This is a genomic window from Xenorhabdus sp. PB62.4 (assembly GCF_014467285.1).
Taxonomy (GTDB): domain Bacteria; phylum Pseudomonadota; class Gammaproteobacteria; order Enterobacterales; family Enterobacteriaceae; genus Xenorhabdus.
On the sequence record NZ_NKHR01000011.1, the window covers coordinates 105,921 to 130,940 of the forward strand.

General features: G+C 40.9%; 22 protein-coding genes, 1 tRNA gene and 2 pseudogenes. 11 read left to right on the forward strand and 14 right to left on the reverse strand.

Annotation, left to right across the window (positions count from 1 at the left end):
- Window positions 1–48: 48 nt before the first annotated feature.
- The 6 genes from Xenpb_RS11130 to fliD all read right to left on the reverse strand — a co-directional run bounded on the left by Xenpb_RS11130 (window position 49) and on the right by fliD (window position 5,754).
- Entirely contained in the window at window positions 49–1,086 is a 1,038-nt protein-coding gene (locus Xenpb_RS11130; protein WP_187654385.1) for a hypothetical protein, read from the reverse strand.
- 749 nt (window positions 1,087–1,835) lie between these two features.
- Window positions 1,836–2,060 carry a hypothetical protein gene (locus tag Xenpb_RS11135; protein ID WP_187654386.1) on the reverse strand — a complete coding sequence of 75 codons (225 nt, stop codon included), beginning with the start codon at window positions 2,058–2,060 and terminating at the stop codon, window positions 1,836–1,838.
- A 164-nt stretch (window positions 2,061–2,224) separates the two neighbouring features.
- On the reverse strand, window positions 2,225–2,962 hold the full coding sequence (locus tag Xenpb_RS11140) for a cyclase family protein (RefSeq protein WP_187654387.1): 738 nt from the start codon (window positions 2,960–2,962) through the stop codon (window positions 2,225–2,227).
- Window positions 2,963–3,370: 408 nt separating this feature from the next.
- Window positions 3,371–3,745: a flagella biosynthesis regulatory protein FliT gene (gene fliT / locus Xenpb_RS11145; protein ID WP_187654388.1), complete on the reverse strand. Its 375-nt coding sequence runs from the start codon at window positions 3,743–3,745 to the stop codon at window positions 3,371–3,373.
- Window positions 3,745–4,155 (reverse strand): flagellar export chaperone FliS, encoded by a 411-nt coding sequence (gene fliS / locus Xenpb_RS11150; RefSeq protein WP_187654389.1) that lies wholly within the window; start codon window positions 4,153–4,155, stop codon window positions 3,745–3,747. The genes fliT and fliS overlap by 1 nt, the downstream gene beginning before the upstream one ends.
- 12 nt (window positions 4,156–4,167) lie before the next feature.
- Window positions 4,168–5,754, reverse strand: a complete 1,587-nt coding sequence (gene fliD / locus Xenpb_RS11155; RefSeq protein WP_187654390.1) for a flagellar filament capping protein FliD — start codon at window positions 5,752–5,754, stop codon at window positions 4,168–4,170.
- A gap of 276 nt (window positions 5,755–6,030) precedes the next feature.
- Here fliD and Xenpb_RS11160 point away from each other — a divergent pair, with 276 nt between their 5' ends.
- The 3 genes from Xenpb_RS11160 to fliZ all read left to right on the forward strand — a co-directional run bounded on the left by Xenpb_RS11160 (window position 6,031) and on the right by fliZ (window position 8,664).
- Window positions 6,031–7,110: a FliC/FljB family flagellin gene (locus Xenpb_RS11160; RefSeq protein ID WP_187654391.1), complete on the forward strand. Its 1,080-nt coding sequence runs from the start codon at window positions 6,031–6,033 to the stop codon at window positions 7,108–7,110.
- A 267-nt stretch (window positions 7,111–7,377) separates the two neighbouring features.
- A complete protein-coding gene (locus Xenpb_RS11165) occupies window positions 7,378–8,100 on the forward strand; it encodes an RNA polymerase sigma factor FliA (RefSeq protein ID WP_187654392.1) in 723 nt (240 codons plus the stop codon).
- A 51-nt stretch (window positions 8,101–8,151) separates the two neighbouring features.
- The gene (gene fliZ, locus Xenpb_RS11170) at window positions 8,152–8,664 is read left to right on the forward strand and encodes a flagella biosynthesis regulatory protein FliZ (RefSeq protein ID WP_099114428.1); all 513 of its coding nucleotides are present in this window, start codon (window positions 8,152–8,154) and stop codon (window positions 8,662–8,664) included.
- Between the two features lie 225 nt (window positions 8,665–8,889).
- Here fliZ and putA read toward each other — a convergent pair whose 3' ends face one another.
- The gene (gene putA / locus Xenpb_RS11175; RefSeq protein WP_187654393.1) at window positions 8,890–12,876 is read right to left on the reverse strand and encodes a trifunctional transcriptional regulator/proline dehydrogenase/L-glutamate gamma-semialdehyde dehydrogenase; all 3,987 of its coding nucleotides are present in this window, start codon (window positions 12,874–12,876) and stop codon (window positions 8,890–8,892) included.
- A 536-nt stretch (window positions 12,877–13,412) separates the two neighbouring features.
- Between putA and putP the strand changes: the two genes are divergently transcribed.
- Window positions 13,413–14,897 carry a sodium/proline symporter PutP gene (gene putP / locus Xenpb_RS11180; RefSeq protein WP_187654394.1) on the forward strand — a complete coding sequence of 495 codons (1,485 nt, stop codon included), beginning with the start codon at window positions 13,413–13,415 and terminating at the stop codon, window positions 14,895–14,897.
- A 329-nt stretch (window positions 14,898–15,226) separates the two neighbouring features.
- On the opposite strand, the gene Xenpb_RS11185 is transcribed toward putP, so the two are convergent.
- Window positions 15,227–15,302 (reverse strand) — tRNA-Lys (locus tag Xenpb_RS11185).
- Window positions 15,303–15,534: 232 nt separating this feature from the next.
- Between Xenpb_RS11185 and cycA the strand changes: the two genes are divergently transcribed.
- Window positions 15,535–16,941, forward strand: a complete 1,407-nt coding sequence (gene cycA / locus Xenpb_RS11190; protein ID WP_187654395.1) for a D-serine/D-alanine/glycine transporter — start codon at window positions 15,535–15,537, stop codon at window positions 16,939–16,941.
- A gap of 57 nt (window positions 16,942–16,998) precedes the next feature.
- Here cycA and Xenpb_RS11195 read toward each other — a convergent pair whose 3' ends face one another.
- Window positions 16,999–17,382: a DUF4440 domain-containing protein gene (locus Xenpb_RS11195; RefSeq protein ID WP_187654396.1), complete on the reverse strand. Its 384-nt coding sequence runs from the start codon at window positions 17,380–17,382 to the stop codon at window positions 16,999–17,001.
- 142 nt (window positions 17,383–17,524) lie between these two features.
- Here Xenpb_RS11195 and Xenpb_RS11200 point away from each other — a divergent pair, with 142 nt between their 5' ends.
- Together Xenpb_RS11200 and Xenpb_RS11205 are read left to right on the forward strand one after the other, a co-directional pair.
- Window positions 17,525–18,028: a GNAT family N-acetyltransferase gene (locus Xenpb_RS11200; protein WP_187654397.1), complete on the forward strand. Its 504-nt coding sequence runs from the start codon at window positions 17,525–17,527 to the stop codon at window positions 18,026–18,028.
- Between the two features lie 208 nt (window positions 18,029–18,236).
- Window positions 18,237–18,740: a GNAT family N-acetyltransferase gene (locus tag Xenpb_RS11205; RefSeq protein WP_187654398.1), complete on the forward strand. Its 504-nt coding sequence runs from the start codon at window positions 18,237–18,239 to the stop codon at window positions 18,738–18,740.
- A 98-nt stretch (window positions 18,741–18,838) separates the two neighbouring features.
- Here the strand turns inward: Xenpb_RS11205 and alkB are convergent, their stop codons facing one another.
- Entirely contained in the window at window positions 18,839–19,507 is a 669-nt protein-coding gene (alkB, locus tag Xenpb_RS11210) for a DNA oxidative demethylase AlkB (RefSeq protein ID WP_187654399.1), read from the reverse strand.
- 180 nt (window positions 19,508–19,687) lie between these two features.
- A pseudogene (locus tag Xenpb_RS11215) lies at window positions 19,688–19,801 on the reverse strand (methylated-DNA--[protein]-cysteine S-methyltransferase); the annotation flags it as partial.
- 163 nt (window positions 19,802–19,964) lie between these two features.
- On the opposite strand from Xenpb_RS11215, the gene Xenpb_RS11220 reads away from it, so the two are divergent.
- The 3 genes from Xenpb_RS11220 (at window position 19,965) to Xenpb_RS11230 (ending at window position 20,965) form a co-directional block, all read left to right on the forward strand.
- Window positions 19,965–20,120, forward strand: a complete 156-nt coding sequence (locus Xenpb_RS11220) for a hypothetical protein (RefSeq protein WP_187654400.1) — start codon at window positions 19,965–19,967, stop codon at window positions 20,118–20,120.
- 81 nt (window positions 20,121–20,201) lie between these two features.
- Window positions 20,202–20,474, forward strand: a complete 273-nt coding sequence (locus Xenpb_RS11225; protein ID WP_187654401.1) for a DUF1778 domain-containing protein — start codon at window positions 20,202–20,204, stop codon at window positions 20,472–20,474.
- Complete coding sequence (locus Xenpb_RS11230) at window positions 20,465–20,965, forward strand: GNAT family N-acetyltransferase (RefSeq protein WP_187654402.1); 501 nt, start codon at window positions 20,465–20,467, stop codon at window positions 20,963–20,965. Before Xenpb_RS11225 ends, Xenpb_RS11230 begins: the two co-directional genes overlap by 10 nt.
- A gap of 319 nt (window positions 20,966–21,284) precedes the next feature.
- Here Xenpb_RS11230 and ada read toward each other — a convergent pair whose 3' ends face one another.
- Both ada and Xenpb_RS11240 read right to left on the reverse strand, forming a co-directional pair.
- A complete protein-coding gene (ada, locus tag Xenpb_RS11235) occupies window positions 21,285–22,349 on the reverse strand; it encodes a bifunctional DNA-binding transcriptional regulator/O6-methylguanine-DNA methyltransferase Ada (RefSeq protein WP_187654403.1) in 1,065 nt (354 codons plus the stop codon).
- A gap of 90 nt (window positions 22,350–22,439) precedes the next feature.
- On the reverse strand, window positions 22,440–23,354 hold the full coding sequence (locus Xenpb_RS11240; RefSeq protein ID WP_368666818.1) for a LysR family transcriptional regulator: 915 nt from the start codon (window positions 23,352–23,354) through the stop codon (window positions 22,440–22,442).
- Window positions 23,355–23,488: 134 nt separating this feature from the next.
- Here Xenpb_RS11240 and Xenpb_RS11245 point away from each other — a divergent pair, with 134 nt between their 5' ends.
- Window positions 23,489–24,433: a DMT family transporter gene (locus Xenpb_RS11245; protein WP_187654404.1), complete on the forward strand. Its 945-nt coding sequence runs from the start codon at window positions 23,489–23,491 to the stop codon at window positions 24,431–24,433.
- On the opposite strand, the pseudogene Xenpb_RS20470 reads toward Xenpb_RS11245, so the two are convergent.
- Window positions 24,429–24,497: pseudogene (locus Xenpb_RS20470) on the reverse strand (hypothetical protein); the annotation flags it as partial. The gene Xenpb_RS11245 and the pseudogene Xenpb_RS20470 sit on opposite strands and share 5 nt — an antisense overlap.
- Window positions 24,498–25,020 lie beyond the last annotated feature (523 nt).

Sequence of the window (25,020 nt, forward strand, 5' to 3'; positions counted from 1 at the left end):
CTTGTTTAAGCTAATGAAGTCTATTACAGGCCAGATTGGCAAAATATTTTATAAAACTCTCCTTAATACACCAGAGAAACTATACTTGTCTCCATATATATCACCAATAGCGTAATCAATCAGGACCAAATGCCCGCGGTTTTCTTGTTCCCAATTAAAAGGAATGTCTATTTCCATTCGCTGCACGTTGTCAACTGTTTGTAAATCAGTCTGTATCATTGTCTTGCCTATCAAGCGAACTTCTACGGTTTGCTCTGTTGTCATATTAGGATAACTTACTACGACTTGGATAGAACCATCGTTATTATAATCAAGGGTTGGTGCAGGTAAATTAAGCTCTTGCCCTTCAATCTCGAGATGTAAAATACTTGAATACTCAGTAATACCGCTATCAGGTATTCTTTCTACTATAAACTGTACCTTCGCTGTATAACCAATAGTATCAGTAAATTCCAGACGAGGAATATAGAATGTCATTGGTGTGACTTCATTTACTGTTTGTCCTGGTGTCCAGTATATAATATCTTTACGACGTCCTTGCCATAATACTCTGACAGTATGCCCTGGTGCCATGCCTTCATAAATTGGAACATTTACTTTTAATTTATCTAACCGATAATAGTCATCTTTTTTCAGAAGTGTACCATGTTTACCTGTAGCTTCTGGAACACTGGGAATATAGTCAGATAGGCTAGGTGAATTCACGAAAACAAGATTTATATTCACCGTTGGTGAGTTACTTTCATTTCCATTACTTATTATTTTATATTGAGCTTGATAGGTTCCATATAGAGAAATTTCATCTACAAGAAACAGTAAATAGTGTGGAGATTCTTTCTCTTTATCTGGTGTAATAGTATATGGCAGGGATTTTATAACGCCAGTATTGTTACTTTCTGAGCAATCACCATTTAGGCAAAGAAGTCCAAATATTCCATCTCCAGTCTCTTCATTATCATATCTTGATACCTCCATTAATAGGTATTTGTTCCCCATTTCATCAACGTCATGTATGTTAATGGTATTGGTTCCATATGCCTGTGTGAATTTAGGAGGGGAGAGTGTTATTTGTTCTGAGTTTTTCATTGGTTACCTCTTGATTGAGTAGCTTAAGTATTAGCTTTTATACTTTTTATTTATTGGTGACAATTTACGCAAGAATAATCATTGTGCTGTTTTTTCTTCAAATAATCTAGTTGAGTGTATTAAAATTATTTTGGTTTTATTTTGTTTTGATTATTTCATTTTTTATTTAATGTGAATTTTAAAATTGGTTATTTATATAATGTCTCTTTTTTATCTTACCAATTCAAATTCCTTTTTTTTATCAGTTAATAATTAAATTTTATCAGCTAAGAATACCTCCATGTTTGTGAAAACAATTTAAATTATAAGTTATAGTTAATGCTTTTAAATTAAAATAAAACAACTGAAACTATTTTGCTGTTCACGGTGAAGTCGATAGTTACAGCGGTGATCCGTATACCACTTATCTTGAATAATTAGGACCATATTTGAATGCTGTGTTTAAAGGCAGTAATCTAAGTACACTGAGGTAAATTATTTAAATGGCAGTAAGATGGAAGCACCGATAAATGCAACTGCCGGAATGAGAATACGTTTCTAAATATAACGTACTAAGTTTGAATAGATTTCAAGTGGATACTTTACTATAGCTCCACTTTGGAAAGTGCAATCTGTTACAAATGGCTGACATAATCAGTCACTTGTAACAAATTAAACTATGTGTATTTTTGGGCTTCTATACATGACTCAGATTCAAAAATTTAATTATGGCCATAACCCATTTTTAGAAAGAGAAGAGAACACACTACTTAGATTTTCTGGAGTTTCATATTTTTTTCTGGTGAAAGGATGTTTAATGCATCACGCAAGTAGCGTAATTTCATCATTCTTTCAGTATAGTTTTCTTTGGAGTGTGAATTTTGTTTGTTTTGTGGTAAATACTCTGGTTCCATGTAACGTTTATTAGCTGATTTTAATCCAAATCTACTTCGAGAGAATGTTATTGCATCTTTTAAAATCATTTGAATGGACATAGCTTTTACCTCGGTGAAAATTAATGTTTTCCATTAATCATAGATAATGAAGTGAGTAACATAAGACAAAAGATTAATTGATGAATTTTTTTGAATAAAGGGCTGAGTTTATATAACCACCTTTAGATGGTTATATTTTTCCAAAATCAGGGCAATGATATCAATCAGGGTAATATCGCAAACGAACGTACCGGAAAGCCGGTGGCATTTTTAGGTTTGACCGCGATGTTGAATATTACTGCTCCACGTGTAGGCACTTGGTCTAAGTTAGCCAAAAGTTCTATTTGGTAGGTGTCTTGTTCCAATACATAATATTCACTCAATAAGGCATTATTATGCCTAAAATCTTCGGCTGAATCAGTATCAAAAGTTTCATGCCCGATGGCTTTAATTTTGCGCTTTTCAAATAAAAATTTCAAGGCATCGATTCCCCATCCGGGGATCTGGTTATTTCCTTGCTTATCTTTGTTATCCATTTTTTCCTGAGATGGCCAGCGCTTACTCCAGTCCGTTCTTAAGGCGACGAAAGTGCCTGCTTCAATGATGCCATGTTCGGCTTCAAATGTAAGAATGTCATCTTTAGACAATGAAAAGTTAGGATCTTGCTTGGCTCTTGCTGACTGGTCAATAACAATTAAGGGTAATACCAGTTCTTTCAATTCCAGTTGATCAAGAGAGCGGGCGCCAGGAATGAAATGGCAAGGAGCATCAATGTGGGTACCATATTGACCCATGAAGGTGAATTGTTGCGCAAAAAATCCATCTTTATAATCAAAAAGTGTTTTAAATTCAGCAGAGTCAAACATAAAAAAATGGGGAGAATCTTTGTCAAAGCTGTGCGTCAGATCAACCCATTTTTTTGATTTCAGTAAAGCGAGAGCTTGCAGAATATCGTTTGTCATAACAACCTCATTTTGGTTTTTTTATGATTAAACGCCCATCATTCTTTCTTCGCAATTTATTTATCAATAAAAGGAATGGATATTTCAATTGTCTGGTTATAGAGTTGCCCCCAATCTGACAGTGTTATCGGTAACTTGCCTTTTGCCACCCATGATTCCGTTGTAGCACAATACCTCCTATTAATTACCTGGGAAATTCGCCATTATCATTTCTTTGGTTAATTTTTTGTTAAAAATAACATGTAGGTTATCTTGATTGTTTGCAATTTATAAATAAAATAAAGTGTCGAATTATATTAACCAAAAAAGCGATGGTGACGAATTGGCACCACCTAAAATGAAAACAAATGAATGACACCACTAGCCAGTGTTATTATTAAAAAAGAATCACTGCTGCTGTTGTTATATTTATTTTGATTCCGACGTTGTCAACTCCATTTCATAGTTACTGACAGGGAATTGCCCGTATGTATCATGTAAGAGTTGTTTACAGCTTTCCTGTTTAATCAGGTCGCTGAGTTCATTTAACCTTTTTTGCAACAACCTCTTAGTCTCTTTTTCATTATCCAAGACAGTTTGCAAAATTTTGGTCAATTGCTGCTGTAATGAAAACGGAATGTCTGAGTTTTTTGATATTAAAGTAACCACTTCTACTGCCTTCAGATAAGTGATTTCCATCTCAACAAGTTCATCCCATTTTTTATTTCTGGCTAAATCAATCATTTGCTCACTTAAACTAAGGATCTGCTGATAAGCTGACAAAAGATCCGTATCATTTTTCATTAAACAATATCCTGACTGGCGTTGTAATGAGGACCTATTTGCCGCCAAGAATCTGAAATCTCGGTAAGTAAATCAATCACTTCGGTAATGGCCTTCTCATCATTGCGTAAATTGGCATGGAGTAAACGGCGGCCCATATAATCATATAAAGCAAAAAGATTCTGGGCAATTTCGCCGCCTTTCTCGAAATCTAACCCCTCTTTGAGACCATTATCAATGATATTGATCGCCTTTGAAATAGCTAAACCTTTCTCTGGGATATTACCCTGTTGCATCAGAATAATTGCACGACGCAGGGCGCTGAGCGCCCCATTGAACAATATCTGAATCAACTGATAGGGAGAGGCATTCATAATTTCGCTCTCAAGATCTACCTGAGCATATAACTGGCTTGCCGAACGTTGATACATTAGTGTCCTTTTTTATTTTAAAAGCTGGAACAAGGATAACTCTGATTGCTTCAGTGAACTGGCGAGTTTATCCAGGGCGGTAAATTGTTTTTTATAGCGCGCCATTGTGGCATCAATGTTTCTTTCGGTCTGTTCTGCTTGTCTTTCCAGTGTCTTCAGACTCTTATTGATACCTTCGGTTGCTGTTGCGATAGTCCCTTCATGGTCATCTAGCGTTTTTTTCAATAAATTATAAGTCTGGGTTGCAAAACCGGTTTTTTCTCCATCTCCCATAAAGAAAGCCTTAACGTTAGCCGGTTTCTCTTTTAGGTTTTTTTCTAGTTTTTCGTTACTGATTTCCAGCGTACCCAGCGTACCATCCAATTTTTGTTTGATGCCCAATTTATTTAGGGTAGCAATATCAGCAACATTTTGTGCTGCAAGCAGTTGTTGTGTTAACTGGCTTTTAATACCTTTTAACGTATTGTCGCCCAATAAGGGACCATTATCTTTCGAAGCCACTTCACCTTTTGCAACAGGCTTGAATTTTGTCAGTGAAGCAAAAGTGGTCTGTACTTCATTATAAGCATCAACCCACTTTTTGATTGCTTCTTTCATTGGCTCGATATCACGAGAAACAACCAGTGTTTCTGATTTAACTACTTCTTTGGTTTTAGTTTTGGTTTCGGTTTCGGTTGTGCCATTTTTTCCCGGAACTTTGGTTTCGGTTTCGGTTTCGGTTGTGCCATTTTTTCCCGGAACTTTGGTTTCGGTTTCGGTTTCGGTTGTGCCATTTTTTCCCGGAACTTGTTCTGTGACTGATTCTGAGACTTTTTTCAGATTTAGAATAACACCTTCTGGCGCATCCTTTATTTCATTAGTTTGGCGTTCAATGAAGATACCATTCACTTTTAATTTTGCATTGGCAGGTTTCACCACTTGTTCCATTGCACCAGAGCCGCCTTTGTCGTCAGGCGTGTAGCGCAGCAGCTCATTCAGGTTACTATCATTCTGAACCGTAATCGTCATAACTGATTTTGTGCCGGCTTTTTTCGAAGTCAGTATCAAATAGTTTTTATTATCTTCTGCTTTGATGATACTGGCATTAACGTTGCCTTCTTGTTTATTAATGGCGTCACGGATTTCAACCAGGGAAGTTTCATTATCTTTCAGGGGAATGAGCATTTGCTCTTCTTTTTCACCTGGTTTTTTTTCACCTGGCTGAGTGATAGTAATGGTACGGGTGCCTTTACCTGGTTCCCCTAATTGGGCTTTTACATCAGAAACATCCTTAGATTTCAAAGACTGCGCCCGGGCAAGCTGTTGAACTTCAATAACATAGTTACCCGGACTGGCTTTAGAATCTGTACTTGGAGTAAATGTTTTATGATCTTCGCTTGTTTTAGTGGTATTGAGTTTATCGAATTTTTTGAGTTCTTCGGATGCACTCTTTAGCTTTTCCAAACTGCCTTTTAATGTGCCAAAACCAGTTAGCTTAGCGTTATAACTGCTTTGTTGCTGTGTTATTGGCTCTAAACGTTTTCTTTCATTTACTTCAAGTTGACCCAGTAATTTTGGATCTATTCCAGATGCGATTCCTACCGCAGAAATACTAGCCATATTGACTCCTTTTAATAAAAAGCATCGCTGGGTGTGTTATCGGATGAATTTGCGAAAAGTTTACTGACAAAATAATTTTTTTGATGGATGGAATAGTTGATGAGAACAGGCGCTATTTGGGTTATCAGGAAATCTTGTGAAAAAAAATAAAAAAGTTTTTCAAGAAATATTAAAGGTTCTTTTTAAGGAGCCGATAAAACTGTTGGCGGTAATGAACACCGTGAGCAAATAGGCTCAAACTAATTATATCGACTTGATTTTAAAAGGAACTCTACTATGGCATCAGTCATTAATACCAACTATTCATCTCTGCTGGCTCAAAACAACCTGACCCGATCTAAAGGCGCTTTAGGTACAGCTATTGAGCGTCTGTCCTCTGGTTTACGTATTAACAGCGCGAAGGATGATGCTGCTGGTCAAGCGATTGCTAACCGTTTTGCTGCTAACGTTAAAGGCTTGTCTCAGGCTTCCCGTAACGCAAACGATGGTATCTCCATTGCTCAGACTACCGAAGGTGCTCTGAACGAAATCAATAGTAACCTGCAACGTATTCGTGAATTGGCTGTGCAGTCACAAAACGGCAGCAACTCTAAGAGCGACTTGGGTTCTATCCAGAAAGAAGTTAAACAGCGTTTAGATGAAATCGACCGTATTTCTGCACAAACTCAATTCAATGGCATTAAGGTATTGAATGGCGATACAACTATGAAGGTTCAGGTTGGTGCTAACGATAATGAGACTATCGAGATTGATCTGAAAAAAATTGATAGTAATGTGCTGAGCTTAAAAGATTTTAATGTAACTCCTACCCTGAAAAAAGAGAACGAACTCAAAGGTACCAGTGTAGATATCCCTGGTGGTGATACAGGCGTAAATATCGATGCCAAAGTTAAAGAGGCCGGAGATGCACGCAACTTAACTGATGCGAAATTGCATAAGGTTAGTGATGGCAAGGGCGTAGTTGACGGTCAATATGTAATAGAAGCTAAAGATGCCGGCGGCAAAATTAAACTTTTTGACGCAACAGTGGCAAAAGATGGTACGGTAACGATTGGTAGCGAAACTAAAGAATCTGATCAAACTAAAGATCCTCTGAAAACCCTCGACGCGGCTCTGTCTAAAGTTGACGATCTGCGCAGCACCCTGGGTGCAGTTCAAAACCGTCTGGAATCCACAGTTAATAACCTGAACAACACTGTTAACAACCTGAGCGCTGCAAAAAGCCGTATCGAAGACGCCGACTATGCAACTGAAGTTTCCAATATGAGCCGTGGCAACATCCTGCAACAGGCGGGTACTGCTGTTCTGGCCCAGGCGAACCAGATCCCACAAACCGTTATGTCTCTGCTGCGTTAATTTTTATTTTCCAGTTGGGCACTTATGCAGGGTAACCTGCATAAACAACGCTTATAAAATAAGGATCGGTTCGCCGATCCTTATTTTTTGGTAATTGTTTTTATAAAGATCGTCAAGGACAGCCTGAAACTTGCTATTCATTTGGGCGGACATCAAAAATTTCGCATAGGTGAAAAAGAAGTGCTTTTACTTCATTGTTCAAACGATTGTACCGATTAGGGGATTGGATAATGGTATCCAGTCTCTTATCCAAAGGTGTCTGTTGTTGTGAGCGATTTGTATACCGCCGAAGGCGTGATGGACAAAAATAGCCTCTGGAAGCGCTATGTACCACTGGTTCGCCATGAAGCTCTGAGGCTACAGGTCAGGTTGCCTGCCAGCGTAGAACTCGATGATTTGCTTCAGGCCGGTGGCATAGGCTTACTGAATGCGGTGGAGCGGTTCGATTCCCTACAGGGAACGGCCTTTACCACCTATGCGGTACAGCGCATCAGAGGTGCAATGTTGGATGAGTTGAGGAGCCGTGATTGGGCTCCGCGTAGTGTGCGGCGTAACGCACGTGAAGTCACGCAGACCATCCGTAAACTTGAGCAAGAGTTAGGCCGTCCAGCCAGTGAGCAGGAAGTTGCTAAAGAATTAAAGATTAATCTGATAGAATATCGGCAAATACTGTTAGACACAAATAACAGTCAACTATTTTCTTATGACGAATGGCACGAAATTCACGGTGAAAGTTGTGAGCCAGTGATTGAGGAAGAGCATGAGACAAATCCTCTCCAACAACTACTGGAAAGTGATCTTCGTCAGCGGGTAATCGATGTCATCGAATCATTGCCTGAACGGGAAAAGATGGTTCTTACGCTGTACTATCAGGAAGAGCTCAATCTTAAAGAGATCGGCGCAGTGCTTAACGTAGGGGAGTCCCGCGTAAGTCAGCTTCACAGTCAGGCCATAAAAAGGCTGAAGGCGCGTTTGAATCCAGAGAAGTAACTTTTTGCTTATTTGTTTTTTGTTAAGACTATACACAGGGCTTTATCTCTTATGTCTGTTACAACACAAAAGAAACGGCCTCTTAGCCGTTATATCAAAGACTATAAACATAGTCAGACTCATTGTTTGCACTGCCATAAAACACTTGATCGTATTTCACTTGTTTTTAACGGTCAAGTCATCAATAAAGAAGCTATTTCTGAGATGACTGAATTGGTGGATGATAAAACTTGGAATGAGTTACAGGGTAAATTTGTGGCGCTGTGCCGCTTTTGTAGTGAAATTTATTGCAATAGCCAGACTGATTATTTCGACATTATGTCATTTAAACAGTATTTGTTTGAACAAACAGAGATGAGTCATAGTACTGTGCGTGAGTATGTGGTTCGTTTAAGACGTTTGGATGAATTACTGACTTCAAGTAATTATTCGGCTAATGAATTTACGCCAGAAAAAATTCAGGAACAACTCAGCGAAAAATTGTCTCAGTCTGCTTTCAGTAATTACAATATCGCGCTGCGTAAATATGAGCAATATCTGAGCTGGCAACAGAACGGTCATTAATTAATTATATCGATAAATAACGTTAGCCGGTTTGAACGATTTTAGAGGGGAATGCGATTGTCACGCATTCCCCTCTCTGTTTCCATATTATTTCTGTTGTTACATATTCTTACTGCTATATATTAAAATGGTTATGTATTTATAATAAATTAATCTTAATTAACTCTTTTTAATCAATTCATTTTAAACCATTTATGTTAGCTAACTTACTTTAATGACATGTTATTAACCAATTGTCATTAAGCTGGCATTACCGCCTGCCGCTGCGGTATTTACACTTAATGAACGTTCATGCAGTAAGCGTTCCAGCAACAGATTGGTTTCACCACGGGCAAACCCTTGTACGGAGATAATTGGCCCTTTACGCTGCGCAATCACACCGCAAACCTGACGCAGTTGATCGCAATCGCCGTGATGAATAACCGCTTGCATTGCTATTGCTGTTTTCTCATTTTGCCAGTCGTTAACCCAATGAATATGCTGACGAACTTCATCCGGCAATTGACGCTGCAATTCTTGATGCAATTCGTCCTTCTCCCAGATGGCTTGGCAACCGACAGAAAGTACCGCGGCTAATTGCACCAACGCATCTTGCTCGTTATCTGCAAGGCACAATACATGACCACGTGGCAGTAAAGTATAAGTATTACGTTCTCCGGTTGGTCCCGGCAGTACGCGTACTGTTCCACCTTGCGCCAGTAAACTGTATTCATGAATCACTTGGCCTAATACATCATTATTTTGTGTGGTTGCCCAATCAGCCAATTTGTAGAGTGGGGTATGCAGAATGACACGCATTTTGGCATCAAGTTCATATTCTGCATCCTGACGCTCCAGTGTTTGGCTGGCTGCATTGACAGGACGTTGTGACAGCAAACGATACAGATACAGCGGCCCGCCTGCTTTTGGCCCTGTGCCTGACAAACCTTCGCCACCAAATGGTTGCACACCGACGACCGCGCCAACCATATTGCGGTTAACATATAAGTTACCAACTTTAGCTTTACTGGTGACTTGTGCGATGGTTTCATCAATGCGAGTATGAATTCCCAGTGTTAAGCCATAACCGGAAGCATTGATTTGATCCAGCAGCTTGTCCAATTCATCACGTTTGAAACGCACGATATGCAGAACCGGGCCGAAAATTTCTTTTTTCAGTTCACTAAAACTTTCCAGCTCGATCAGCGTTGGTTTGACGAAAGTGCCTTGTGACCACTCCTGACTATCCATTGCATTTTCATGCGCGGCCTGATAAATAGCCCGGCCTTTAGTGCGCATAGCTTGGATATGGCGCTCGATACCCGCTTTGGCTTCTGCATCAATCACCGGGCCGATATCTGTTGATAAACGCTCAGGATTACCCATCCGGCACTCAGCCATCGCGCCTTTCAGCATGGCAATCGTTCTTTCTGCGACATCTTCCTGAACACACAGGATACGCAGGGCAGAACAACGTTGACCGGCACTGTCAAAGGCGGAAGCAACCACGTCGGTAACAACTTGTTCGGTCAAGGCAGAAGAATCAACGATCATGGCATTTAAACCACCAGTTTCTGCGATCAACGGTGTTGGATGACCTTGGGCATCGAGACGACCGGCAATATTGCGCTGCAATAAGCTGGCAACTTCGATAGAACCGGTAAACATCACGCCGCGTACACGTTTATCCCCGACCAGAGAGGCTCCCACAGTTTCCCCTTGACCCGGCAGTAATTGCAGTACACCACGAGGAATACCTGCCTGATGAAGCATTTTCACGGCAACAGCGGCAATCAATGGTGTTTGTTCTGCGGGTTTTGCCAGGACACTATTACCGGCTGCTAATGCCGCCGCGATTTGGCCGGTGAAAATAGCCAGAGGGAAGTTCCACGGACTGATACACACCACAGTTCCCAGTGGGCGATGGGTATCATTGGCGAAATCCTGACGCACTTGATCAGCGTAATAATAGAGAAAATCTACTGCTTCTCGTACTTCGGCAATCGCATTATTGAAAGTTTTACCCGCTTCACGGACTAAAATACCGAGCAAAGATTGCAGGTTATTTTCCATCAACTCGGCCGCACGTACCAGAATCGCTGCACGTTCTGATGGCGGTGTGGCAAACCAAATTGCTCCGGCATCAGTGGAGGTATTCAACGCATGGCTGACTTCCTGCTCAGTAGCTTCACGAACATAACCGACGATATCTGAAGGCTTGACTGGATTATTCACAGGCTTAGCCGCAGGCAATTCTCCGGTGTGCTGGTAATCACCACCCAACAAAGGTTCACTGCTCCACGTTTCCATTGATGAACTCAGCAAGGCACTGGAAAGGGAAGCCAAACGATGTTCATTGGAGAGATCCAACCCTGATGAATTGACGCGGGTTTTACCGTATAAATCATGCGGCAGAGGAATTTTAGGATGCGGCAGACCGATTTGCCCTTCTGTCTGCGCTAACTCTTGTACGATTTTCACCGGATCAGCAACCAATTCATCAATCGGCAGGGAAGTATCTGCAATGCGATTGACGAATGAGGTATTGGCACCATTTTCCAGCAGGCGGCGTACCAGATAAGCCAGCAGCGTTTCATGCGTTCCTACTGGCGCATAGATGCGACATGGGCGATTGAGTTTGCCATCGGCAACTTTTCCGACTACCTGCTCATAAAGAGGCTCACCCATGCCATGCAGACATTGGAACTCATATTGCCCCGGATAATAGTTCTGCCCGGCCAAATGATAGATTGCAGATAAAGTATGGGCGTTATGGGTAGCAAACTGTGGATAGATTAAATTCGGAACAGAAAGCAACTTACGGGCACAGGCGAGGTAAGAAACATCAGTATAAACCTTGCGGGTATACACCGGATAGTCTTCTAAGCCATCGATTTGAGCACGTTTGATTTCACTATCCCAATAAGCGCCTTTCACCAGACGGATCATCAACCTGTGGCGGCTGCGTTGTGCCAAGTCAATAATACTGTCAATCACGAACGGACAGCGTTTCTGGTACGCCTGAATGACAAAACCAATACCGTTCCAGCCTTCCAATTTTGGTTCAAAACACAATTTTTCCAGTAAATCGAGGGAGATTTCCAGACGATCGGCTTCTTCTGCATCGATATTGATACCAATATCATATTGGCGCGCTTGTAAAGTGAGAGCGAGCAGGCGTGGATAGAGTTCATCTATAACACGTTCATACTGCGCACGGCTATAACGGGGGTGCAGGGCAGAGAGTTTGATGGAAATACCCGGCCCTTCATAGATACCGCGACCGTTGGATGCTTTACCAATGGCGTGGATCGCCTGTTGGTAGGAAACCATGTAAGCTTGGGCATCTTCTTCGGTCAGCGCGGCTTCACCAAGCATGTCATAGGAATAACGGAAGCCTTTCTCTTCCAGCTTGCGGGCATTGGCAAGGGCTTGAGCGATAGTTTCCCCAGTAACAAATTGCTCACCCATCAGGCGCATTGCCATATCCACACCTTTGCGTACCAATGGCTCGCCGCTTTTACTGATAATGCGGTTCAGGGATTTGGATAGCTTAGCTTCATTGTGGGTAGATACCAGCTTGCCGGTGAACAGTAATCCCCACGTTGCAGCGTTAACAAACATGGAAGGGCTTTGTCCCAGATGGGAGTGCCAATTGCCGTTACTGATTTTATCGCGGATTAAAGCATCGCGGGTGGCCTTATCGGGAATGCGTAACAGGGCTTCGGCAAGACACATCAACGCCACACCTTCCTGAGAAGAAAGTGAAAACTCCTGTAATAACCCCTGGACTAACCCGGAACGCCCGATTCCTTGTTTTTGCTGGCGCAGTTTTTCTGCAATGGAATAAGCAAGCTTGTGAGTCGCCTTGGTTTGTTCTTCTGAGAGCTGTGCACGTTGCAACAGCATAGGAACTGCCTGTGTCTCTGGCAGACGATAGGCAGAAGTAATTGCGGAACGTTTCACCGATTGGGGTAAAATATGCTCGGCGAAATCCAAAAATGGCTGATAAGGCGCCTCAATCGGTGATTCTTCTTCGGAAATCTTTTCTTCTTTGCTATCCTGACCCGCTGATATTTCTGGGATCTTTTCCTCGTTTTCCAGACGTTCAAGATAATTAAAAATGGCTTGCTTAATCAGCCAGTGTGGTGTGCGTTCAATTCGTTGTGCAGCAGATCTAATACGATTACGCGTTGCTTCATCGAGCTTCACGCCCATAGTGGTACTACCCATTCTCACTCCTTAATAGGTAAAACTTAACCAAGTTGCATAACAATATCTGCTATGTTGCAACTTTGTGCAACTTTGTTAAAAGCGGCCGTTCTAAATTTGTGAAATTAATCTAGTTTTTATTATTCCTGTGGTGAGTATTATGGCTTCTGTTTTTTTATCTAATTGATATATATGAATTTTAATTCAGGCTCATAAAGGCGTGGTATAACCCGTTACTAAATGAAAAGTGCAACCTTTGGAATGATAAATGTGATTTAGCAAGCGTTTTTTATAAAAAATATCGTTAATTAGTTGTTAATAATGTTTTAGCTAAATTAGGATAGAATGTAATTTTAGAATAATTTCGATAGTAAATATTACTTAATGAAAACTAATGTTATCTTGGAGTACAACTTCTTCTTGCAGTTTAATAAGGAAGAAAAAAAGTACTTGAAAAATAAGCACTTGAAAAAACGTACCTTAAGTACAGACAACATTATTTACGCAGATAACACATTTGCGCATGATTCATAAAAACACTATGGAGAAGAACCTGCATGACAGTAAATTCACCAATGCTCATTACCTTCATTATCTACATCGTGGGGATGTTGCTGATAGGCTTTATGGCTTATCGTTCCACCAAAAATTTTGATGATTACATATTAGGTGGCCGGCGATTGGGTAGTGTGGTAACGGCATTATCTGCTGGCGCTTCTGATATGAGTGGCTGGTTATTAATGGGATTGCCGGGGGCTATTTTTTTCTCTGGCATTTCAGAAAGTTGGATCGCGTTAGGCCTGCTGCTGGGCGCATACCTGAATTGGCGATGGATTGCAGGTAGGTTACGTGTACATACCGAAGTGAGTAATAACGCGTTGACGTTACCAGATTATTTCACTCATCGCTTTGAAGATAAAAGCAGAATCCTGCGTATTATCTCTGCACTGGTTATCTTGATTTTCTTTACTATTTACTGTGCATCGGGTGTTGTGGCTGGTGGGCTATTGTTTGAAAACACGTTTGGTATCAGCTACGAAAAAGCGATTTGGTTGGGCGCATTGGCGACAATTGCCTATACCTTCCTCGGTGGTTTTCTTGCAGTAAGCTGGACGGATACGGTCCAGGCAACGTTGATGATTTTTGCTTTGATTTTGGTTCCTGTGTTGGTTCTGTTCAAAGTGGGAGGAGTTGGCACCGCCATCAATATTATTGAAGCAAAAAATCCGGCCTATTTAGATATGTTTAAGAATCTGAATATTATTGCCATTGCTTCTTTGTTGGGATGGGGATTAGGCTATTTCGGTCAGCCACACATTCTGGCTCGTTTCATGGCGGCAGATTCCCACCAGACTATTCATAAAGCCCGCCGCATCAGTATGACGTGGATGTTGCTGTGTCTTGCGGGAACAGTGGCTGTTGGCTTCTTTGGTATCTCATATTTTGAAATATATCCAGAGCAGGCAGGGCCAGTATTGCAAAACCGTGAACGTATCTTTATGGAATTAGGTGTGCTCTTGTTTAATCCATGGATCACCGGAGTATTGCTGTCTGCGGTACTGGCTGCGGTTATGAGTTCATTGAGCTGTCAGTTGTTGGTTTGTTCCAGCGCGTTGACAGAAGATCTCTATAAAGCATTTATACGTACCAAAGCCAGCCAGAAAGAATTGGTATGGATTGGTCGTATGATGGTTTTGCTGGTGGCAATCATTGCCATCGTGATCGCAACTAACCCAAACAATAAGGTATTGGCTTTAGTCAGTAATGCTTGGGCTGGATTTGGTGCGGCGTTTGGCCCGGTGGTTTTGATTTCTGTATTGTGGAAACGTATGACTCGTAATGGTGCTCTGGCAGGTATGCTTGTGGGTGCAATTACTGTTTTGGTTTGGATGGAATTCCGTTGGTTCTCGTTGTATGAGATCATCCCGGGCTTTATTTTCTCCTCGATTGCGATTGTAGTGGTGAGTCTGCTCGGTAAAGCCCCAAGTCAGGCAATACAACAGCGTTTTTCTGAAGCAGAAGCGCATTATAGAACTAAATAAACCCGCTGTAATAAAAAATCTCTGAATAATGAACTGCACCTTGATTAGTTAATGTTTAACTTTTGGGGTGCAGTTAAGTCAATTACTAACTCTTTAATCAGAGATTGAAACAAAGATGATAGCATTTCATTTGTTGATTTCACTGCTAAAGATTGATCACCCATTTCTTTAAATTTCATTTCTGTGTATTGATCAATAAAATATTTTCACTCTTTTTTAGAGTCATCAATTATATAGCATCAGTTTTTGCATTAACTTCTAAAAGTATCCTATAAAGATCCTAGCAAAAACAAAGGACTCACGAAATTAACGCAAGCCCTTGATAATCCTGGTGGGTCGTCGGGGGCTCGAACCCCGGACTGGCTGATTAAGAGTCAGCTACTCTACCAACTGAGCTAACGACCCAATACGATAAATTATTCTCCAACGTTAACGAGACGTCAATGGGCTATATCCATTTTTTATCATGTGAATAAAATATGCACAATGTGCTGTCTGCTGATAGATTGAATTGTAACCGTCTTGTTTTTCATGTGAAATCCTTCTGTTAATACCGCGGTTGTCTATGTCACAATGTTCCCTTAAACACAGCTTGAGGGTATTAAGGCCATGCTGTGAGAATAAATTGGATACAACTATGGAAGAAAAAATACAACCGATTCACACTCCTGAAACTGAAGGTTCGCATTTACAGCGAAGTCTCACTAACCGACATATACAGTTAATCGCAATTGGTGGTGCCATCGGTACTGGCTTGTTTATGGGATCAGGCAAGACCATCTCCCTTGCGGGGCCGTCGATCATTTTTGTTTATATGATCATCGGGTTTATGCTGTTTTTCGTTATGCGTGCAATGGGAGAGTTATTGCTTTCCAATTTGCACTATAAGTCGTTCAGTGATTTTGCGGCGGATTTATTAGGGCCGTGGGCCGGTTTTTTTGTAGGCTGGACTTACTGGTTCTGTTGGGTCATTACTGGCATCGCGGATATTGTTGCTATTACTGCTTATGTCGGATATTGGACACCGAATTTTCCCGAATGGGGAACTTCGCTCCTGTGCGTTTTGGTATTGCTGACTCTAAATCTCGCGACAGTAAAATTGTTTGGGGAACTCGAATTTTGGTTTGCCATGATCAAAATTATCGCGATTGTCACCCTAATTGTCACGGGAGGCATCTTAATTGGCGTACATTTCCAATCTCCGGCAGGGCATGTCGCTGCACTTTCTAATGTCTGGAATGATGGCGGTATGTTCCCAATGGGGCTGAGTGGCTTTTTTGCTGGATTCCAGATAGCGATATTTGCTTTTGTCGGCATTGAATTGGTGGGAACCGCCGCCGCGGAAACTAAAAATCCGATGAAATCTTTGCCAAAAGCGATTAATGCCATTCCAATTCGTATCATTACGTTTTATGTTTTGGCGCTGATTGTGATTATGTCGGTCACTCCGTGGCGAGCAATCATTGCGGATAAAAGTCCTTTTGTAGAATTATTTGTTCTGATTGGATTACCTGCTGCCGCCAGTATTGTAAACTTTGTGGTACTGACTTCTGCCGCATCTTCGGCAAATAGTGGTGTTTTTTCTACCAGCCGGATGTTGTTCGGTCTGGCTAAAGAAAGGAATGCACCAAAGCAGTTTAGTCAGCTTTCCCGCCGTTCGGTTCCGGCATCGGGGTTAATTTTTACTTGTTTGTGCCTCTCTTTTGGCGTCATATTGATCTACTTTATTCCTGATGTGATGCGAGTTTTTACTTTGGTAACAACTGTTTCCGCTATTCTGTTTATGTTTATTTGGAGCATGATTTTGTGTTCCTATCTGGCTTATAGGAAACATCGTCCGGCTTTGCATCAGGCTTCGGTGTACAAAATGCCGTTTGGTATTGTGATGTCCTGGGTATGTTTAGCTTTCTTTGCTTTTGTTTTGGTATTGCTTTCTTTGCAACCGGATACTCGTCAAGCTTTGATCGCAACACCCGTTTGGTTCATTATTTTGGTGATTGGGTTTCAGATTGTGAAAAAACGTAAGGCCCGCCTTACTTATTGAATAATAAAAATCCCATAAATTAAATATCAGTGGCCCAAAAATTGGGCCATTTTTTCGTTATGCGGTCATGGGCGTGCCTTGATGGAATCTAAGTTGCCATGTGTTACCCGAAGATAATTGCCAAATTGATGAACGAAGTGCTTGATTGAATGGATTGCCAGCTTGATCCATTTCATAAGATTGATAAGTGAGTAAAGCAATATTTTCATCCAGACGGTTTATAGAGAAGTGATGTGAAAAAATTGGGGAAGTAGTTTTTATTTCTGCTGTTAATTCGTTGAACACGATTTTTTTAGTATAAATATGGCCTGATTTACTGATTTCCAGAAAATCATCGTGTAATACAGTATTAAGCCAATCGGCATGATTTCTTTTCTCGCCATGAAGGCTGACTTCAAGTTGTTTGATAAGTTTAAAAATAGCTAAATTTTCCTGAACCATAGGCACTCCAAAGAAAATAAACCGATATTAAATAACATTATGAACAGGTAAAATTATTATTTTAAATAATTTTTAAAGACTATTTACATTTATTTTTTTATCAGGTAGTTATAAAGGGAGTCAAGTCGAAAAAGAGGTATACATGGAAATTATAATCAGGGCAACTGAGCCTGAAGATGCTGAGCATTATCAACGAATTTATAGTCACCCGGAAGTTTATGCTAATACTTTGCAACGCCCATGTCCTTCGCGTGAAATGTGGAAGGAGCGTTTGAAGTCAATTAAAAATCAAGGCGATATGGAGTTTGTCGCTGAAGTAAATGGCAAGGTTGTGGGGACAATAGGGGTATTTACCCATGCCAATCCAAGGCGAAGACATGCGGTAGGCATCGGTATTGGTGTTGATGCGGCTTATGCAGGGAAAGGTATTGGTTCAAAATTGATGGCGTTCGTGATTGATTATGCGTTCAACTGGTTAGGCTGTATCAGAATTGAATTGGAAGTATTTATTGATAATGAAAAAGCAATAGCCTTGTACAAAAAATTTGGGTTCGAAGTAGAAGGTATTCGGCGTATGCAGTCATTAAGAAATGGTCAATATTGTGATGTTATGGGAATGGCTTTAATTAACAGCAGATTTGAGTGATATTATTATTGAAAATAATAAACCCGATAGAGAAAGCTTTTGTTTTTGATCGTTTTTTATCTATTTGGTGTATGGGGTTTAATTTATTAATATAAAAAATCCATTTATAATAAGATAAGAAAATTTAACTCTGAATAAATTAAATAATCGTATTAATATAATATCAGTGAATTCCAAATATTTTTATTAGTTATTATAAGAGGTATATATGGAAATTATAATCAGGGCGACTGAACCTGAAGATGCTGAACATTATCAACGAATTTATAGTCATCCGAATGTTTACCCCAATACTTTGCAACGTCCATGCCCTTCACATGATATGTGGAGAGAACGTTTAAAGTTAAATAAGATGCGAGGAGATATTGATTTTGTCGCAGAAGTAGATGGTAAAGCTGTGGGATCATTAGGGTTATTTACCTATGCGAACCCAAGGCGCAGGCATGCGGTGGGCATTGGTATTGGGGTTGATGCGGATTACTCAGGCAAAGGGGTTGGTTCAAAGATGATGGCATTTGCTATTGATTACGCATTTAACTGGTTAGGTTGTATCAGAATTGAGTTGGGAGTTTTTGCTGATAATGAAAAGGCAATTGCATTATATAAAAAATTTGGATTTGAAAAGGAAGGTATACGGCGTATGGAATCACTCAGAAATGGTCAATACTGCGATCTCATGGAGATGGCTTTGCTAAAAAAACGGTGTGTATAATGCTTGTCGCATTTATGATAAAAATTAGATAGGGGAAGCATTGAATTTGATTGCTTCCTTTTATCCCAATCATTTTAATGGCACTGTTTGGTTGATTTTCAGACTGGAAAAACCCGCCTGAACGTTAGGTTATAACGAACATTATCTTGCAGTGGCCAAGGAGTAACTCCATCTTTTAGTGGCAGTATTCCATGATAACGAAGCCGAGAACTTCCTCCCCATACGATAATATCGCCGTGAGTCAGCAGAACACGTTGGCATGGGTATTCACGTTGCAATCCACCAAATAGAAAGGTAGCCGGCAATCCTAAAGAAACAGATACAATGGGTTGAGAAAGGTCTATTTCGTTTTTATCTTGGTGTAAATTTAAACGTGAACCAGGATGGTAGCGATTGATTAGGCAGGCATCTGGGATGAAATCAGTAAATCCTGCTTGACTGGCGGCTTTTTGAGCGAGTTGCTGGAATATTTCTGGCATCTTTGGCCATTTTTGGCCGGAAAGGGGATCATTTTCTGTATAGCGATATCCTTGTTTATCACTTATCCAACCAAGCTGACCACAGTTGGTCATACTGACTGACATCATGTGTCCACTTGGCGTCATGAAATAGCGAAAAGGTGCATTTTCAGCAATATCCATGATGTTCTGCAACAATATTGGTGCCTTGCTATAAGCAAAACCTCGTAGAATAATCGCATCTTTTGCCAGCGGTTCTTTCCATTGGCGAATAATGTTGTCATCGTCTGCGAATAAATCTTTTATCATTATTGTCACCGTGCATCGTGAAAAATACCCTTGCCAAAATTGTGTCATGGCATATGAGTATGGGTGCGAAATAATTTATTTCTCGGATATAGAGCTACCAGAGAATCGCATTCATTGGCTGTTAGAATTTGGCTCTGATGAATATAACCGAAAGTATTTAACTGTTCGATAGTGTCCTCAGGCACTGGCAACGGCACGTACAGCTTTGGGGGAACCGATGCGTTTGGCAATGTCGGTATAACTGACGGTTGTACCCACCGGAATTTCTCGCAATGCTAACCAGATGCGTTGTTGTAAGTTTGTTTGATCGCGCACAGTTCTACGAAGCACGATTTGATGTGCCGAACTGAAAGGATCATTCACATTTAGCCGTCTGATATCCTCCTTTTTTGGTAATCCCGATGGCATAGAGGCAAAACCGGAGCAATTTGCCGACGCGGAGGGCATTCTCTCCTATGTGGATATTCGGCTACCAGAGCATCGCACGATACAAGGCCGCGAAACGTTGTCAAAATGGATACAAATTTTTCCTGCGGCAAAAGCGTGGTCACGAGCCACTCAGCCAGGCACACCAATGGATGATGTCTTGCATGGGGCATACTTTTCCGTGTGATTTAGCGAAATCGTATTGTATAGCTATTAGCTATACAACCTGTTATACTATTTGTATATCCATTTGCCACATAGGTGATTTATGAGAACACAACCGAAAGAAACCCCGATTAATATACGGGCAAAAGCATTTCAGCGGGAGCTTATTGACCACGCAGCAAGTCTGAATTCAAAGACGCGGACGGATTTTATCTTGGATGCAGCGTGTCGCGCAGCCGAAGAGTCCATACTCGAACAGCGTCACTTTTTCGTTGACGACGAAAAATATCAAGCGTTCATGCAGATGTTGGAGAAACCGCTTTCTGAGAATGCGGGCTTTAAAAAACTGATGGAGTATAAAGCACCTTGGGAATAAGCGCACCGGAATTACTAACAGCTGAACATAATCTCAATGATTTTTATTGTCAGCATGAAACATTAAATGAGTGGCTTTCGCGCCGGGATTTAAAAAATAATAAGCTCGGAGCGAGCCGTACATTCGTTATTTGTAAGGAGGGTACAAAAGACGTTATCGGTTATTATTGTTTAAGCGCGGGTTCAATTAATCATATTGAATCAACCCCCGCGCTTAAACGTAATATGCCTAATCCAATCCCTGTCGTGCTACTCGGTCGTTTAGCGGTCGATGTAACGTATCAGGGAAAAAAGTTAGACGCATTACTTCTTCAGGATGCTTGGAAGCGTGTTGCTAGCACAGCAGAACAAGTCGGCATTTCCGCAATCATCGTCCACGTCCTTGATGAGAACGCTCGTGCGTTCTATACCCGTCTTGGTTTTACCCAATCACCGTTGGAGCCTTATACGTTGATGTTGCCATTAGGCGAATCCAAGAGCAAAACCTCGTAGAATAATCGCATCTTCTGCCAGCGGTTCTTTGTATTGGCGAATAATGTTGTCATCGTCTGCGAATAAATCTTTTATCATTATTGTCACCGTGCATCGTGAAAAATACCCTTGCCAAAATTGTGTCGTGTCATATGAATATGGATACGAAATAATTTATTTCTCGGATATAGAGCTACCAGAGAATCGCATTTATTGGCTGTTAGAATTTGGCTCTGATGAATATGACCGAAAGTATTTAACTGTTCGATAGTGTCCTCCCAGTTTATATTCATCAGGCGATGGGATAGATCAAGTTGATATACGATATCAATTGTTACCTTCATCGTGTTTTTTCCTCTCGATTTAATAACTCACGTTTACGTTCAATTCCCCAACGATACCCAGATAAAGCACCATCATTTCTGACCACGCGATGGCATGGAATAGCAACTGCCAACATATTGGCTGCACAGGCACTGGCAACGGCACGTACAGCTTTGGGGGAACCGATGCGTTTGGCAATGTCGGTATAACTGACGGTTGTACCCACCGGAATTTCTCGCAATGCTAACCAGACGCGTTGTTGAAATGCTGTGCCACAAATATCCAATGGTAATTTCAATTCTGTTTCTGGGGTTTCGACGAAGCCGACAACTTGTGCAATGAGTTGCTCAAACTGGGGATCTCCACCGATAAATTCCGCCTGAGGGAATTTATCCTGTAGATCCTGAAGGAGTTTGTTTGGATCATCTCCCAGTAAAATGGCACAAATACCTTTCTGACTTTGCGCTACTAAGATGTGGCCTAATGTACAAATTCCTAACGCAAAGTGAATTTGCATCCCTTTACCGCCGGCACGCCAGACAGTGGGTGTCATACCTAATAAATTGGATGAGATTTCATAAAACCGGCTGCTGGAATTAAATCCGGCATCGAAAATAGCTTCAGTGACACTGTTATTTTGTTGTAAATTATCCCGTAAACGCTGACTACGATGGGCATTTGCGTAGGATTTTGGCGTTAATCCTGTTTTCGCTTTGAATAATCGATGAAAATGAAATGTGCTCATTCCCACATGGTTAGCGAGATGTTCCAGTGTGATATGCCCTTCATTTTGTTCAATATAGCGACATGCTTTTGCAATCTTGGCAAGATAATTGGCTTCCAACTCAGGCTGATTACTACGTTGGCGTTTACTTGGTCGGTAACCTTGCTGTTGGGCTTCATTTTCGTTGTCGAAAAATATCACATTTTCCCGTTTTGGAAGGCGTGCGGTACTGGATGGCAAACAATATATTCCCGTAGTACGCACGGCATATACAAAATGGCTGTCAGCATCCTTATTGCGTTCAATGATGGCCTGCCAACGTTTCTCATCAGTTTTCCATAAATTTTTTTTACTCATATAGATCACCTGTGAGGATTTATTTATCAATTCTGAAATACTGACATATTGGTAGAAGATTGTTAAAAAGACACTCCGTCTTTTGCTTTTTTAATTTTTAAAGAAGTTAATGCCAGTTTGTCCTGAAAGCTTATCTCTATTCTGAAAAACGATATCAGCCAAAAAATCGGCGACTTTCCGTATCCTCGGCGAGTGAGCTAAATCAGACTGAATCACAAGCCAGATAGGTCTATCTATACCCAAGTCACGCGAAACACAGATAAGCCCGGTATTACAGGCCGCAATATGGGGTAATACAGCTAATCCAAGCCCTTCACTCGCTGCTGTAATCTGAGTAAAAATTGATGTTGTTGAAATTGAAAGTGGACGACCTTTTAGAGCTTGCTTAAGCCAGCTAACAGAAGGAAGTTGTGAGTGTTCACCTGTCCAGCCAATAAAGCTAGCATTGTCATATTCACCGTGAAATAGGCCAGAAGCGCAGGTTGCCAAATAATCTGTACTTCCATAAAGGCCAAATCCCAACGTTCCCAGTCGACGAACATTAACATGACCTTGTTCCGGTCTGATGATGCGGAGTGCTAAGTCAGCATCGCGGCGGTGGAGATTAACAGAGTAGATATCGGTTGTGATTTCCAGTGCCAATTTTGGATGATTTTTTTGTAAGGTGGATAAGCCCGGTAAAATTAAATAATTGGCTAACGTCTCCAGCGTCGCAAGTCGTACTGTTCCCGCAATGGCAGCTCGTATATCGGCTTCAAATAGAAATGAGCTTGCTGCCATTTCCATAGCCTCAGCCTTTTCTAATAGCTTTGCGCCATCTTCTGTTAACCGATACCCCGCCTGATGTCGCAAAAATAAAGGCATCCCGAAAGTGGATTCCAGTCGTTCGATTTTTCGCGATACAGTTGCCACACCGATACCAAGGGTATCTGCTGCCTTACTGATAGTGCCCATTCGTGTGACTGTTAAAAATACTCGAATATCATCCCAAATAAGTGTTTGCACGATGTGATTTCCATTAATGAAAAATTGATTACCAATATTGTCTAAATATTTCAAATTTGAAAGATGCCACAATGATTTTGCCAAAAGTGGCCCAGTTTAATGGGTGAAGAGATCGAAAAATTAAGGTAATGGATATGAGAACAACATCACAGATCGCGGTTATGCTAACGTTAATTGCAACATTCTTTTGGGGATCAAATTTTCAGGTAACTAAATTGGCTCTTGTGAGCCTGCCTCCGTGGACAGCTTCTGTTGAGCGCTTTTTCTTTGCGGTCATCTGTATTTTCATTTTCTTGGCATGGAAAGAAGGAATTCATGGCAAGGTTTTGAAACAAAACTGGCGAGAATTTATTATCCTTGGGGCGATTGGCGTCGCAGGATTCAATGGTGCTTTTTTTGTTGGTCTTCAAAGCGCAAGTCCGATCACGGCTGCGTTGATAGTTGCTACGACGCCTATTTCTGCCAATATTCTTGAAGCCATTATATACCGTCAGTTACCTGAGTTTATGCGTATAGTAGGCATGGCGATTAGCTTGTTAGGCGTTGCTTTAGTCATTACCAATGGTCAGTTGATTTTAGATGGTAAAATTCAGGTGGCAACCGGCGATATGATCATTTTTATCGGGAGCCTTGGTTGGGCGATGTATACAGTAGGGATACGGAAGTTTATTAAAAATGCGACACCATTGGAGACGACCAGTTGGACGATGTTTTTTGGTGCAATTATGTTAGCTTTTATTGCATTTTTTGTTGAGTCACCCATCCCTGCATTATCATCTGGAACGTTTGAAAGCCATTTGGCCTGTATTTATATCGGCATTGGCGGATCCACAATTGCTTATCTTTTTTGGAATATGGGGGTTGCAATTCGTGGAGCAGGAAAGACGGCGATATTTTTCAATTTCGTTCCAATTTTTGCACTTATTATCCAGGTGATTATGGGCAACATGCCCAATTTGGCACAAATGGTTGGTATCGTTATCACTATCGTGGGTGTATTGTTAGGGCAGGGAGTAATCTACCTGTTTTTAGTTGAAATCCGAAGACGCGCCCACCATTTTTTCGCGCGTTATCAATAAAAGGAAAATGAATACCCGCTATCGAAATATCTTGAAAGTGTTCGGGCGTCCAGAAACCAAACATCTTCAAAGATGTCCTGCAATTTTTATTGCCACGAAAATATTATCTATGTTTGTTTGAGCAGATAACTGTGAGTAAATATCTTTCTTACTGATATGTAAATCCACTAGTCATTTTGTTTTTTATTAAATAAATTAATGTTATTGGTGTTGGTTTGGTAAAGTCTGCTGAGGATTTTTCGAAAAAATTTTTTCTGGGGTAAAATTATTGGCTAGGGCGGGTGGAAAATGCCAGCCGCTTACCTTTTAGAGCAAAAATAGCTGCTTGCCCACGGGCTGAGCCAGCATTAACACCAATGAAATATTGTTGTTCCATGCGATACCTCTTTATTTTTAAGTGGCACCAGTATTCAGCGTAATTGGAAATATCTGACGGATAATCATTGATAAAAATAAAAACTAAGTTAATAAGATAAATTATCTGCATTACTGTTATAATCAATAACCCGATAACCCGATTTTCCACCTGTTCTTATGAAATCGAAGATAACACTTTCTGAGCCTGAACGAATTACATTGCAACAACT